Here is a 12,524-nt window from a genome sequence, read left to right as displayed (position 1 = left end):
CCGGCTACGCACCGAGGTTTAGAGTCATATTCTAAACCACAAGCTCAGAGGAGGAGATCATGGCTCACCTGGTACGGGACCGTCTCGCGCGGCGGGTGCGTCCCCTGGTCACCATCACCGAGCCGCCCGGCGAGGGTGTGCTCGTCGAGCGCGATGTCGCGGTGCCGATGCGCGACGGCGTGGTGCTGCGGGTCGACGTGTTCCGGCCCGCGGCCGACGAGCCGGTGGCGGTGCTGCTGTGCGCGCACCCCTACGGCAAGGACAACACCCCACCGCGACGCCGTCACGGCTACGGCATCCCCCGCCAGTACCGGGTCCTCACCCAGAGCGAGCCGATCTCGCACTCGGCGTGGACCAGTTGGGAGGCCCCCGACCCGGCCCACTGGGTGGCACGCGGATATGCCGTGATCAACGCCGACCTGCGCGGATGGGGCCACTCGGGCGGTGAAGGGGAGCTGTTCTCCGAGCAGGAGGGCCGCGACGGGCACGACCTCGTCGAGTGGGCCGCAGTCCAGCCCTGGAGCACCGGCCGCGTCGGGATGACCGGGGTGTCCTACCTGGCGATCTCGCAGTGGGCGGTCGCCGCCGAACGACCGCCGCACCTCGCCGCGATCTGCCCGTGGGAGGGGTTCACCGACGCCTACCGCGACCTCGCCCGGCCCGGAGGCGTCCGTGAGGACGGCTTCGTGATCATGTGGACCACAATGCTGCGCCTGGCCAGCGGCAAACCGGTGACGTTCCGCGACGAGCAGAAGCACCGGCCGCTGCGCGACGCCTGGTGGGAGGCGCGCGCCCGCGACATCGAGAAGATCGACGTACCGGCCCTGGTGTGCGGGAGCTTCTCCGATCACAACCTGCACTCGCGCGGGTCGTTCGAGGGTTTCCGACGCATCTCCTCGGAGCACAAGTGGCTCTACACCCACCGCGGACCCAAGTGGGCCACGTACTACTCACCCGAGGCGCTCGCGGTGCAGGCCCAGTTCTTCGACCACTTCCTGCGCGACGAGGACACCGGAATCCGCGAGCGTCCCCGCGTGCGCGTGGAGGTCCGCGACGACGCCGACACGGTGGCCTCGGTGCACCAGGTCGCGGACTGGCCCCCGCCCGGAACCACCTGGCGCGAGCTGCACCTCGACCCCGGACTCCGCACCCTGGCCGACGCCCCGGCGGCCGAGCTCTCCGAGGTGTCGTGGCGGACGCGTGGCGACGGGTTGTCGTTCTGCCGGCAGGTCGAGACCGACGCCGAACTCGTCGGCCCGATGAGCGCCCGGCTGTGGGTGTCGCTGCCCCGGGGCGGCGACGTGTCGTTGTTCCTCGGCGTGACCAAGGAACGCGACGGGCGGGAGGTCGGGTTCGAGGGCTCCTACGGGTTCCGCGGCGACATGGTCACCCACGGCATGCTCCGCGCCTCACACCGCCGCCTCGATCCGACCTTGTCCGAGCCCGGTCGACCGGTGCACACCCACACCGAGGAGGAGCCCCTCGAGCCGGGGGAGATCGTGCCGGTCGAGATCGCGCTGCTGCCCTCGGCCACGCTGTTCCGAGCCGGTGACGTGCTGCGCCTCGACCTGCGAGGGCTGTGGCTGCAGGCCCGCAACCCCCTCACCGGTCACTTCCCCGCCGGCTACCGGCCCAGCGCCCGCGGCACCTGCGTGCTGCACACCGGCGGCGAGCACGACAGCACCCTGACCATCCCGCTCGCCCCGTGGCGGTGACGGACCCGGAGCCCAAACCGCCGCCCCGCCGACGCGGGCATCACCAACTGGTGAAGCCCCCTTCCACCAGCAGGTCGGTGCCGGTGACGTAGGCCGCGGCGTCGCTGAGCAGGAAGACGGTCGGACCGACGAGGTCGTCCGGGGTGCCCAGCCGCTCCATCGGGGTCTGGTCGCGGAATCCGGCGACCTTGTCCGCCCATTCCGGGCCGCTGATCATCGGCGTCATGATGTAGCCGGGGCTCAGCGAATTGACGCGGACACCACGACGGGCCCATTCCATGGCGAGTGTCGACGTCAGGTGCTTCACGCCGGCTTTCGACGAGTTGTAGTGCGCCTGCCACAGACCCCGATTGACGATCGTCGCGGACATCGACGCGATGTTGACGATCGAACCCCGCCCGGCCGCGAGCATCCGTCGACCCTGCGACTGGCAACAGTAGAAGACACCGTTGAGGTTCACGTCGATCACCCGACGCCACTGGGCGGGGTCCAGATCCTCGGCGGCGCCGCCGTGGTTGACCCCCGCGCAGTTGACGGCCAGGTCGATGCCGCCGAACTCCGCCTCGTGCCTCGCGACGGCATCCTCCACCGACTCCGGGTCGGTCACGTCCGCCGGGATGGAGACGGCCCGTCCCCCGAGCTCCTCGATCCCGGCGACGGTGGTGGCGACTCCGTCGGACTGCGTGGGTAGGTCGACGATCGAGACGGCGGCTCCCTGGTCGGCGAGACCCGCCGCCAGTCGCTGGCCGATCCCGCTGCCCGCCCCCGTGACCAGCACCGACCGGCCGTCCAACCGGAACATGTCCGCGCTCATGTGAAGTTCCGGCGGATCCGGTCGATGACGAGGTCGGGCTTCTCGACCATGGCGTAGTGCCCGCAGTCGGGGACGTACTCCACGGTGTAGTTGTTGTAGTACTTGGTGACGTGGTTGGCGACCGACGGCGGCACGACCGGGTCGCCCATGCCCTGGATGAACGTGATCGGGACGTCGCTGACGTGATTGTCGAGCGGCGAGAACGGGGCGCTGGTCACCGAGAGGTTGGCCCGGTACCAGTTGAAGCCGCCGCGGACGTTGTCCTGCTTCATGAACGTGTCGAGGTACACCTCTTCCTCCTCCTCCGACAGCAACGGGGCGGCGTAGGCCCAGTGGTCGAAGAAGTGGCGGAAGTAGATCGCGCAGGCCTCGCGGCTGGAGGTCACCAGTTCGACGGACATGTCGGTCTGGTGGAACTGGGAGTACCAGGACTCAGCCATGTGCGGAAAGCCGAGGTAGAACGGGCCGAAGTCCGGGGTGATGGGATCGAACGTCATACCTTTGATGACGCGGTGCCGGTACTTGCGGACGAACTTGTGCATGAGGATCGCCGACCAGTCGTGGCCGACGAAGTAGGCCTGCTCGATGCCGAGGGCGTCGCACAGGGCGTCGATGTCGTCGATGGCGTGCTCGGCACTGTAGAGCGAGGGGTCGTCGAGGTCGGGCTTCTCGGAGTCCCCGTAGCCGCGCAGGTCGGGGACGATCACGTCGTAGTTCGAGGCCAGATCGCCGATGACCTTGTACCACTCCCACCAGAAGCCCGGCCAGCCGTGGAGCAGCACCAGAGGCGGCCCTGACCCTTCTCTGACGTAGTGCAGTTTCACTCCCGGAAGCTGCTGCTCGCGGTGGGTGAAGTCTTCCGGTCGCCTGATGCTCACGGCTGCTCCTGACGGGACTCGACAGTGATGTCCGACACGGGCCCGAGCCCGAGGATGAAGGCGCCGAGGTCCAGCGGACCACGTTGATCTGCGTCACGGGGTAGTCGGTATCGCGCCACCATGCTGCGCCCACCGTCCTGCCGCCGGGGTGAACCGCGTCACACGCATCGAAGGGGTCATACCCTCGATCGGATTGGGTCACGCCTCATCGGGCAGTAGGAGAATCTTCGCGGCATCGCCGCCGAGCAGCTCGACGGCGTCGGGCAGCGCCTCGAGCGGCAGTCGGTGGGTGATGAGCCAGGACAGATCCAGGCGCCCGGCCGACACCAGCGCCGTCATGTGTTCCCAGGTGTCCCAGAGCCGGCGCCCGAACACACCGCGCAGCGTGACGCCCTTCTTGTTGACGTGGGCGGCGATGTCGATCTCTGCGGGGTCGGCGGGATGTCCGATCGTCACGACGGTGCCCTCGCGGCGCACCGCCTCGAACAGGACCGGCAGGACACCGGGCGCGGCGCTGACCTCGAATGCGACGTCCACGCCGCCCCGCGCGCCGGTCGCGGTGCGGGCGAGGTCGACGACGTCGGTGTCCGGCGCGACCGCGGTCGCGCCGAGGCTCGCCGCGAGCCTGCGGCGGTAGGGATTGGGCTCGACCGCGAGCACCGTCGTCGCCCCCAGCAGCAGCGAGAGCTGCACGATGACCAGACCGACCGGCCCGCACCCGGAGACCAGGACCGTGCCGCCGGCCACCGCCTTCTCACTGCGGTCGACGGCGTGCCAGGCGACGCCGGCGGGTTCGAGCAGTGCGCCGACCTCCGGACCGATCCCGTCGGGCAGCGGGTAGCAGAGGCGTTCGGGGACCGCGACCCGCTCGGCGAACACCCCGTCGAGGTGCATGCCCAGGATGCCGAGGGCGGCGCAGTTGTGGCCGTCGCCGGTGCGGCACGGGTGACAGACCCCGCAGGCCAGGTGGCTCTCCAGGGCGACACGGTCGCCGGGGCGCAGCCCGGCGACGTCCGGCCCGGTCTCGATCACGGTGCCGGCCGCCTCGTGCCCCATCACCACGGGGAAGCGCAGCCCGAACGCCGCCGCCGACGGGGTCCACTCGAGCAGCTCGCGGTCGGTGCCGCACACCGACGCGGCATCGATCCGCAGGAGCACGTCGTCGCGACCCGTTGCCGGTTCGTCGACGGCCCGAACCTCGACTCCCGGGCAGGGGCCGGGTTTCACCATCGCCCGCACGGGGCCTCCTTCTGCGTAGCGTGCCGGGACCGTCGGGACGCTAGACCGGCAGAGGGGCCGTGCATGAGGGCGCTGGAGTTCACCGCCGAGCACCTCGCGCGCGTCGTGGACGCCCCGGCGCCCTCCCCGACCCCCGGCGAGGTGCTGGTCGCCGTCACCTCGGCGGGTGTCTGCGGGTCCGACGTCACCGCGCTGAAGGGCGTGCACCCGTTCCGGGTGCCGCCGCTGATCACCGGGCACGAGGGCGGGGGCGCCGTCGTCGCGGTCGGCGAGGGGGTCGACGACGCCTGGCGGGGTCGGGTCGTCGCGCTGGAACCGCAGCGGGCATGCGGCAGGTGCGGGCCCTGCACCGAGACCCCGGAGCCGCTGCCCCACCTCTGCCGCGATCGGCTCATGCTCGGGATGCCCGCCTGGCCCGGAACCCTCGCCGAGTACGTCACCGCCCCGCTGGCCTGCCTGTACCCGGTCGACGGGTCGGTCCCCGACGGGCTCCTCGCCCTGGCCGAGCCGCTCGCGGTCGCCGAGCACGCCGTCCGGCGCGGCCCCGACCCGCGCGACCGCGAGGTCGCGGTCCTCGGCGGCGGGCCGATCGGCGCCCTGCTCGTCCACCTCGCCGTCGCCGGTGGCGCGGCCGGCGTGCTCGCCACCGACCCCCGCCGACTCGCGCGGGACACCTGCGCCCGGCTCGGGGCCGTCGTCGTCGACCCCACGACGGCGGGCGCGTTCGACGGACGGTCCGGCACCCTCGACGTCGTCTACGTCGCCACCACCGCGCCAGGGGTGCTGGACCAGGCGATCGCCCTGCTGCGCCCGCGCGGCACGGTGGTGGAGGTCGGCCTGTTCGGCGGGCGGGTGGAGTTCGACGTCGTGGGCCTCCAGCAGGACGAGAAGACGCTGACCGGCTCCACCGTCTACACCGCCGCCGACTTCGCGGCCGCCGTCGCCGCCCTGGAACGGTCATGGCGCGACCTGGCCGGCCTGGTCACCGACGGCGGCGGGCTCGACGGCGTCGTCGGTCACCTCACCGACGCCGTGGCCGGACGGCCGAGCGACGTCATCAAGTTGCTGGTGCGTCCCGACGGCTCGCCGGTCGCCACGACCCCGGGGAGCCCCGATGCGTGATCCGCGGCGCATCACCGGCGTCTACGCCATCGAGTCCGCCGACCCCGCCCGCTCGGCGGCCGGGTTCGCCGGCGAGCAGTCGAGCGGCACGTTCACCGCCGTGCCCGGCGAGACCGACGAGCTGCGGGAACGGTTCGGCGCCGAGGTCGTCGAGCTGGTCGAGACCGGCGAGGGGCTGCCGTCGCTGCCGTCGCGGCTCGCCCCGGCGACCGTGCGGTCGGCCCGCGTCGCCGTCGAGTTCCCGATGGAGAACGTCGGCACCGACATCGCGACGTTGCTCGCCGCGGTGGCCGGCAACCTCTTCGAGCTGGGCGACCTCACCGCGTGCCGCCTCGACGAGCTCGCACTGCCCGCCGAGTTCGTCGCGGCCCACGCCGGCCCGGCGTACGGCGTCGCGGGGACCCGACGGTCATTGGACCAACCGGACGGCGCGCTGATCGGGACGATCGTCAAGCCCAACATCGGGCTCGGCGAGGACGAGTTCCGCGGCGTCGTCCGCGACCTCGCCCGGGCTGCGATCGATCTGATCAAGGACGACGAGCTGTTGACCGACCCGGCGTACCTGCCGCTGGCCACGCGGGTGCGCATCGCGACCGAGGAGATCCGCGACGCCGAGCAGATCACCGGCCACCCGACGATGTACGCGTTCAACATCGCAGGTGACCTCGCCGGCCTGCGCGCTCGTCACGACACCGTCGTCGCGGCGGGTGGGCGCGCCGTGATGCTGCCGATCCCGCTCATGGGGCTGCCGGCGCTGGAGTGGCTTCGCACCTTCGCGGAGGTCCCGATCCACGGCCACCGCGCCGGGCTCGCCGCCCAGATGCGGCATCCAGGGCTCGGTGTCGACTACACCGTCTGGCAGCAGCTCGCCCGGCTCGCCGGCGCCGACCACCTCCACGTCGGCGGGCTGGGCAGCAAGTTCTCCGAGACCGACGACGAGGTCGCGACCAACATCCGGGCGCTCCAGGCTCCACTCGGTGCCACCACGCCGGTGCTGCCGACGCTCTCGTCCGGGCAGAACGTCCGGACTCCCGCACCGACCTGGCAGGCCGTGGGTTCCACCGACCTGCTCATGCTCGCCGGTGGCGGCATCATCGGGCATCCCCAGGGGTCGGCCGCGGGAGTGCACAGCCTGCGGGCCGCGTGGGACGCCGCGGTGGGCGGCGAGCCGCTGTCCGACCTCGCCGAGCGGGATGACGCCGTCGCGAAGGCGCTGGCCTGATGGCGGCGGCCGTCGTCGGGTTCTTCGCCGACGACCTCACCGGCGCCAGTGACGTCCTCGCCCGGGCCCACCGCCACGGCCTCGACGCCGCTCTCGTCCTGGACCCGGCGACGGGTCTGCCGGATGCCGACGTCGTCGGGATCGCGGGTACCGCCCGCTCGCTGTCGGGGGCCGAGCTCGAGGCCGAGGTGCGGGCCGGGCTGGTCCCGATCGCGGCGCGGCCGGACCTGGACGTCGTGCTCTACAAGGTCTGTTCGACCTTCGACAGCTCCCCGACGACGGGGAGCATCGGGCGCGGGATCGAGCTCCTCGCCGAGGCGTTCCCCCGGCACGGGCCCGTCCCGGTCGCGCCGGCGCAGCCCGACTTCGGCCGCTACACCGCGTTCAGCAACCACTTCGGCCGCTCCGGCGACGCCGTCCACCGGCTCGACCGCCACCCGGTGATGGCCCACCATCCCTCGACGCCGATGCACGAGGCCGACCTGCGCCGCGTCCTGGGCGAGCAGCTGACCGGGACCCCCGATCTGCCCGCCGTGCAGCTGCCCGCCCACGCCGACGGCTCGTTCGCCCGCCGGTGGGCCGAGGAGCGGACGGGGCGCGGACCGGCGTTCGTCGTCGACGCGACGACCGAGGAGGACATGGACCGCGTCGCGGCCGCCCTGCTCGACGACCCCGGGCCCGGTCCCGCGCTGGTGGTCGGCTCGGGTGGCGTGATGGCGGCGCTGGCACGGCGGCGCGGACGGTCGGCGCCGGTGCCGCCGTCGGGGGCCCGGGCCACCGGTCCGGTCCTCGTGGTCAGTGCCTCGGCCTCGGCGGTCACCGGCGACCAGATCGGCGACGCCGTCGGGGCCGGCTGGTGCGAGGTCGCGGTCCCGCTACCGGGGGAGGACGACGACGGGGCCTGGGTCTCCCGGGTCGTCGACGGGCTGCGCCGCGGCGAGCACGTCGTCGCCCACACCGTTCGCGGCCCGCAGGACGAGCGGCTGCGCGACGGTCCGGTGTCGCCGCGGGCGGTCGGCGGGCGTCTCGCCGAGGCGGTGCGCGCCGCGGTCACCGACGGCCACACCCGCGACGTGATGGTCTGCGGCGGCGACACCTCCAGCCATGCGCTCGCGGCCCTCGGCGTGCGGGAGCTGCGCGTCACCGACCAGTTCGTCCCGGTCGGCCCGATCTGCCGCACCGACGACGACGCCGTGCCGGCCGGCTGCCGCCTCGTGCTCAAGGGTGGACAGGTCGGCCCCGTCGACATCCTCCGTCGCTTCGCCGACGGGCTCGAGGAGGCGAGATGACCACCGCACCGGTCTCCGAGCGCGTCGCGCGCCTGCGCGCGAGCGCGCACCGCATCCGCGGATACGCCCTGGACATGGGCGAGGTCCAGGGACAGGGGTACATCGGGCAGGCGCTCGGGGTCGCCGACGTGCTCGCCGTGCTCTTCGGGGAGGTCCTGCGATTCCGTCCCGACGAGCTCGACTGGCCCGGACGGGACCGCTTCCTGCTCTCGGTCGGCCACTACGCCATCGCGGCCTACGCCGCCTTCGCCGAGGCGGGCATCGTCGGGGTCGAGGAGCTGGAGACCTACGGGTCCGACGGTTCCCGCCTGCCGATGTCGGCGATGGCCTCCTACACCCCCGGAATGGAGATCTCCGGCGGGTCGCTCGGCCACGGGCTGGGAGTGGCGACCGGCATGGCTCTCGGCCTCCGTCACCAGGGGAACCCGGCCCGCGTCGTGAACCTGCTCTCCGACGGCGAGCTCAACGAGGGCTCGACGTGGGAGGCGGCCATGGCGTGCGCCCACCACGGTCTGGACAACGTCCTCGCCGTCGTCGACGTCAACGCCCTGCAGGCCGACGGTCCCACCGTCGGTATCCAGGGGATGGACCCGCTGCCCGAGAAGTGGCGGGCGTTCGGGTGGCGCGCGCGCCGCGTCGACGGTCACGACATCGCCGCGCTGCTCGCCGCCCTCGACGAGCTCACCGCGGCACCGTCCGCCCCGTCGATCCTGCTCTGCGACACCCGTCCCGGGCACGGCGTGCCGATGCTCGAGCAGCGGGAGAAGTCGCACTTCCTGCGCGTCGAGGCCGACGAGTGGCAGAGCGCCCGCGACCAACTCTCGGCAGGAGGTGCCGGATGACCGCGAGGACCTCGGCGATGATCGCGTCGTTCGCCGACCCCGACCAGCGGACCACCCAGGCCCCGTTCGGCCACGCGCTCGCTGCTCTGGCGCAGGAGCGGCCCGAGATCGTGGGGCTCTCGGCGGACCTGACGAAGTACACCGACATGCACGTCTTCCGGGAAGCCCACCCCGACCGGTTCTTCCAGATGGGGATGTCCGAGCAGGTCCTGCTCGGCGCGGCGGCCGGGATGGCCGAGGTCGGGCTCGTCCCGTTCGCGACGACCTACGCGGTGTTCGCGAGCCGGCGTGCCTACGACTTCCTCTGCCTCGACATCGCCGAGCCCGGCCTCAACGTCACCGTCGTCGGCGGGCTCCCCGGGCTGACCACCGGCTACGGGCCCAGCCACCAGGCCACCGAGGACCTGGCGATCCTGCGTGGCTGCCCGAACCTGACGATCGTCGATCCCTGCGACTCGGTCGACCTCGAGCAGGCGGTCCCCGCCCTGGCCGACCACGACGGCCCGACCTACCTGCGGCTGCTGCGCGGGGCGGTGCCCACCGTCCTCGACGAGTACGACTACCGCTTCGAGCTCGGGCGGGCCGCCGAGCTGCGCGGCGGCCGTGACGTCGTGCTCATCTCCACCGGGCTCATGACGATGCGGGCGCTGCAGGCCGCCGCACGTCTCGAAGCCGACCACGTCGACGTCGCCGTCCTCCACGTTCCGACGATCAAGCCCCTGGACCAGGACGCGATCCTCGCCGCCGCCGGCACCGACCGGCTCGTGCTGACCTGCGAGAACCACACCGTCATCGGCGGGCTCGGCGAGGCCGTCGGCTCGACCCTCGCCCTCGCCGGGGTGGCCGCCCGCTTCGGCCAGGTCGCGCTGCCCGACCAGTTCCTCGCCGCCGGGGCGCTGCCGACCCTGCACGAGCGCTACGGCCTGTCCACCGACGCCCTGGTCGCCCGCATCCGCGCCGAGCTGGCCTGACCGAGGAGGAGGACACCGTGTCCCTGCCCGAGATGACCGCCGTCGTCACCGGCGCCGGCTCCCGACGCGGCATCGGTCGCGCGACCGCGCACGCCCTGGCCGCGGCCGGGTGGCACGTCGCCGCGCTCGACCTGGACGGGGCCGTGGGTACGGCCGAGGAGGTCGCCGCGGCCCACGGCGTGAGCGCGCTCGGGCTGGCGGCCGACGTCACCGACCCGGCGTCCCTCGACGCGGCCCTGGCTCACGTGGACGCCGAGCTGCCGCCGGTCGGGGCACTGATCAACAACGCCGGGATCACCTCGCCGACCCCGTTCCTCGAGGTCACCGACGAGGAGTGGGACCGGTTGTTCGACGTCAATGTCGGGGGAGCGTTCGCGATCACCCGCCGACTGCTGCCGGGCATGATGGAGCGGGGGTTCGGTCGCGTGGTGTTCCTGTCCTCGGTCTCGGCCGAGCGCGGGGGCGGGGTGTTCGGCGGGGTCGGCTACTCCGCGGCGAAGGCCGCCCAGCTCGGGTTCGCCCGTGCTCTCGCCCGTGAGGTCGGCCCGACCGGGGTGACCGTCAACGCCGTCGCCCCCGGCCTGATCGACACCGACATCACCGGGGACGCCCTGGCGGGCGAGCGCGGGGACGCGCTGCGGGCGGCGACCCCGGTCGGGCGCTTCGGCCAGGTCTCCGACGTCGCCGACGTGATCGTCTTTCTCTGCCGCGAGGGCGCCGGCTACATCACCGGCGCCACCTACGACGTCAACGGCGGCTCGCACATCCATTGAGCCCCCCGGCCCGAGCACTTCGCCCGTCTCGTGACGGCCTCGGCGTGATCGTCAGCTGATCAGCCGACGATCGTGACGGTCGCGGCGGTGCCGTCGACCTCGATCGTGGCGCCGTCGGTGATCCGGCTCGTGGCGTCGGTCGCCGACACCACGCAGGGGATCCCGAGCTCACGGCTGACGATGGCGGCGTGGGAGAACGGTGCGCCCACGTCGACGACGACGGCCGAGGCGGCCACGAACAGCGGGGTCCAGGACGGGTCGGTGATCGGGGCGACGAGGATGTCGCCGGGGCCCGGCACCGCGCCGGGGCGATCGGCGAGACCGACTTCGAGCTGCTCGCCGAATGCCTGGGCTCGATGGTCGAACAGATGGCCTACGTCCACATCGGTCTTCCGGAACGGACACCCAGGCCGGAGCGGGTCCGAGCCATCGCCACCTCGATCGCCGAGGTCTGGCACCGCTCGCTTCCTCCTGTCACGCCCTGAACCCGGCCACCGGCGGCGGGTAGGGCCGCACGGGACGCTCGCGCAGCAATTGTCGAGCCTTTAACCCGCCACCGATGATGCTGGGTGCTCGCGACACTTCCGGCGGAGAACACGGATGGAAGAGGGAGGGCTTGCGATGGGCAGCGGGGCGTTGTTCGCGGCGGTGTTCCTGGCCTGCGTGGTCGAAGCCGTCGAGGCCTTGACCATCGTGCTGGCCGTGGGCACCAGCCGGGACTGGCGCTCGGCGATCATCGGAGTACTCGGCGGCCTCGTCGTGCTCGCGCTGCTCGTGGCGGCGCTGGGCCCGGCGTTGACGTTGATACCACTCGACGCGCTGCGCATGGTCGTGGGCGGGCTGCTGCTGGTGTTCGGGCTGGGGTGGCTGCGCAAGGCGATCCTGCGCGCGAGCGGGCTCAAGGCCCGCCACGACGAGAACGCGATCTTCGACGCCGAGACGGCAGCCGCCCGGGCCGCCCCGCGCAGCGACGACTCCGGACGGCCTCAGCGCCTGGTGTCCGACTGGTATGGATTCACCCTCTCGTTCAAGGGTGTCCTGCTCGAGGGGCTCGAGGTCGTGTTCATCGCGCTGACCTTCGGGGCCAACGCCCGGAACATTCCGCTGGCCGCGGTGGCGGCGGTGGCCGCGGTCATGGCGGTGGCCACCGCAGGAGTCGCGGTGCGTGCCCCGCTGGCGCGGGTCCCGGAGAACACGCTCAAGTTCGTGGTGGGCATCCTGCTGACGTCGTTCGGGATGTTCTGGGGCGCCGAAGGCGCCGGCGCCGTCTGGCCCGGGGGCGACGCCGCGCTGCTGGTGCTGATCCCGGCGGTGGCGCTCTTCGCGCTGGCTCTGGTCGCGCTGATCCGGCCGGCCCGCCCCGCACGTGAGGTCGGCCGCTCCACCAGCGAGGTGGCCGGGTCGTGATCCACGCGGTCAAGGCGTTCTTCGCGTTCTGGTACGACTTCATCGTCGGTGACGACTGGCAGGTCGCGGTGGCGGTGGTGCTCGCGCTGGCCGGCACCTTCTGGCTCGCTGCCACCACTGCGATTCCGGTGTGGTGGGTGCTGCCCGCCGCCGTGGCAGTCGTGTTACCGACGAGCCTGTGGCGCGCAGCCCGATCGACGTCGGGCACCGGGAGCGGTTCCGATACCGGCTGAGGGCTACGGCATCTGATCA

Annotated in this window: 13 protein-coding genes; 9 read left to right on the top strand and 4 right to left on the bottom strand. The window is 72.6% G+C overall.

Translation table 11 applies throughout. The annotated features are described in order from the left end of the window. The first annotated feature begins 59 nt into the window (after positions 1-59). The gene (locus tag LQ327_RS00795) at positions 60-1,715 is read left to right on the top strand and encodes a CocE/NonD family hydrolase (protein ID WP_230729619.1); all 1,656 of its coding nucleotides are present in this window, start codon (positions 60-62) and stop codon (positions 1,713-1,715) included. 40 nt (positions 1,716-1,755) lie between these two features. On the opposite strand, the gene LQ327_RS00790 is transcribed toward LQ327_RS00795, so the two are convergent. The 3 genes from LQ327_RS00790 to LQ327_RS00780 all read right to left on the bottom strand — a co-directional run bounded on the left by LQ327_RS00790 (position 1,756) and on the right by LQ327_RS00780 (position 4,637). Beyond that, the gene (locus LQ327_RS00790; protein WP_230729618.1) at positions 1,756-2,529 is read right to left on the bottom strand and encodes an SDR family oxidoreductase; all 774 of its coding nucleotides are present in this window, start codon (positions 2,527-2,529) and stop codon (positions 1,756-1,758) included. Then, positions 2,526-3,311, bottom strand: coding sequence for an alpha/beta fold hydrolase (locus LQ327_RS00785; protein WP_230729617.1), 786 nt, complete (start codon positions 3,309-3,311; stop codon positions 2,526-2,528). The genes LQ327_RS00790 and LQ327_RS00785 overlap by 4 nt, the downstream gene beginning before the upstream one ends. Before the next feature lie 294 nt (positions 3,312-3,605). After that, a complete protein-coding gene (locus LQ327_RS00780; RefSeq protein WP_230732903.1) occupies positions 3,606-4,637 on the bottom strand; it encodes a zinc-dependent alcohol dehydrogenase in 1,032 nt (343 codons plus the stop codon). A gap of 72 nt (positions 4,638-4,709) precedes the next feature. On the opposite strand from LQ327_RS00780, the gene LQ327_RS00775 reads away from it, so the two are divergent. From LQ327_RS00775 to LQ327_RS00750, 6 genes are read left to right on the top strand one after another with little or no spacing between them, the layout of a single operon-like run. Then, the gene (locus LQ327_RS00775) at positions 4,710-5,768 is read left to right on the top strand and encodes a zinc-dependent alcohol dehydrogenase (RefSeq protein ID WP_230729616.1); all 1,059 of its coding nucleotides are present in this window, start codon (positions 4,710-4,712) and stop codon (positions 5,766-5,768) included. Next, a complete protein-coding gene (locus tag LQ327_RS00770) occupies positions 5,761-6,990 on the top strand; it encodes a RuBisCO large subunit C-terminal-like domain-containing protein (protein ID WP_230729615.1) in 1,230 nt (409 codons plus the stop codon). Before LQ327_RS00775 ends, LQ327_RS00770 begins: the two co-directional genes overlap by 8 nt. Continuing rightward, entirely contained in the window at positions 6,990-8,279 is a 1,290-nt protein-coding gene (locus tag LQ327_RS00765) for a four-carbon acid sugar kinase family protein (protein WP_230729614.1), read from the top strand. Before LQ327_RS00770 ends, LQ327_RS00765 begins: the two co-directional genes overlap by 1 nt. Further along, the gene (locus tag LQ327_RS00760) at positions 8,276-9,121 is read left to right on the top strand and encodes a transketolase (RefSeq protein WP_230729613.1); all 846 of its coding nucleotides are present in this window, start codon (positions 8,276-8,278) and stop codon (positions 9,119-9,121) included. The genes LQ327_RS00765 and LQ327_RS00760 overlap by 4 nt, the downstream gene beginning before the upstream one ends. Then, positions 9,118-10,092 carry a transketolase family protein gene (locus LQ327_RS00755; protein ID WP_230729612.1) on the top strand — a complete coding sequence of 325 codons (975 nt, stop codon included), beginning with the start codon at positions 9,118-9,120 and terminating at the stop codon, positions 10,090-10,092. Before LQ327_RS00760 ends, LQ327_RS00755 begins: the two co-directional genes overlap by 4 nt. A gap of 17 nt (positions 10,093-10,109) precedes the next feature. Next, the gene (locus tag LQ327_RS00750) at positions 10,110-10,865 is read left to right on the top strand and encodes an SDR family NAD(P)-dependent oxidoreductase (RefSeq protein ID WP_230729611.1); all 756 of its coding nucleotides are present in this window, start codon (positions 10,110-10,112) and stop codon (positions 10,863-10,865) included. Between the two features lie 59 nt (positions 10,866-10,924). Here the strand turns inward: LQ327_RS00750 and LQ327_RS00745 are convergent, their stop codons facing one another. Beyond that, positions 10,925-11,248, bottom strand: a complete 324-nt coding sequence (locus LQ327_RS00745) for a PEP-utilizing enzyme (RefSeq protein ID WP_230729610.1) — start codon at positions 11,246-11,248, stop codon at positions 10,925-10,927. A gap of 238 nt (positions 11,249-11,486) precedes the next feature. Between LQ327_RS00745 and LQ327_RS00740 the strand changes: the two genes are divergently transcribed. Both LQ327_RS00740 and LQ327_RS00735 read left to right on the top strand, forming a co-directional pair. Beyond that, entirely contained in the window at positions 11,487-12,272 is a 786-nt protein-coding gene (locus LQ327_RS00740; RefSeq protein WP_230729609.1) for a TMEM165/GDT1 family protein, read from the top strand. Next, complete coding sequence (locus tag LQ327_RS00735) at positions 12,269-12,505, top strand: hypothetical protein (RefSeq protein ID WP_230729608.1); 237 nt, start codon at positions 12,269-12,271, stop codon at positions 12,503-12,505. The genes LQ327_RS00740 and LQ327_RS00735 overlap by 4 nt, the downstream gene beginning before the upstream one ends. Positions 12,506-12,524 lie beyond the last annotated feature (19 nt).

It is taken from the genome of Actinomycetospora endophytica, from assembly GCF_021026375.1.
Classification (GTDB): domain Bacteria; phylum Actinomycetota; class Actinomycetes; order Mycobacteriales; family Pseudonocardiaceae; genus Actinomycetospora; species Actinomycetospora endophytica.
The sequence above is the reverse complement of the archived record's forward strand: the minus strand, read 5'-3'. Positions and strand labels throughout refer to the sequence as shown.

Bases quoted from the DNA above. Each gene is read 5' to 3' on its own strand.
- LQ327_RS00770 (WP_230729615.1), top strand. From the start codon at position 5,761: ATGCGTGATCCGCGGCGCATCACCGGCGTCTACGCCATCGAGTCCGCC.
- LQ327_RS00775 (WP_230729616.1), top strand. From the start codon at position 4,710: ATGAGGGCGCTGGAGTTCACCGCCGAGCACCTCGCGCGCGTCGTGGAC.
- LQ327_RS00760 (WP_230729613.1), top strand. From the start codon at position 8,276: ATGACCACCGCACCGGTCTCCGAGCGCGTCGCGCGCCTGCGCGCGAGC.
- LQ327_RS00755 (WP_230729612.1), top strand. From the start codon at position 9,118: ATGACCGCGAGGACCTCGGCGATGATCGCGTCGTTCGCCGACCCCGAC.
- LQ327_RS00795 (WP_230729619.1), top strand. From the start codon at position 60: ATGGCTCACCTGGTACGGGACCGTCTCGCGCGGCGGGTGCGTCCCCTG.
- LQ327_RS00740 (WP_230729609.1), top strand. From the start codon at position 11,487: ATGGGCAGCGGGGCGTTGTTCGCGGCGGTGTTCCTGGCCTGCGTGGTC.
- LQ327_RS00765 (WP_230729614.1), top strand. From the start codon at position 6,990: ATGGCGGCGGCCGTCGTCGGGTTCTTCGCCGACGACCTCACCGGCGCC.
- LQ327_RS00780 (WP_230732903.1), bottom strand. From the start codon at position 4,637: ATGGTGAAACCCGGCCCCTGCCCGGGAGTCGAGGTTCGGGCCGTCGAC.
- LQ327_RS00790 (WP_230729618.1), bottom strand. From the start codon at position 2,529: ATGAGCGCGGACATGTTCCGGTTGGACGGCCGGTCGGTGCTGGTCACG.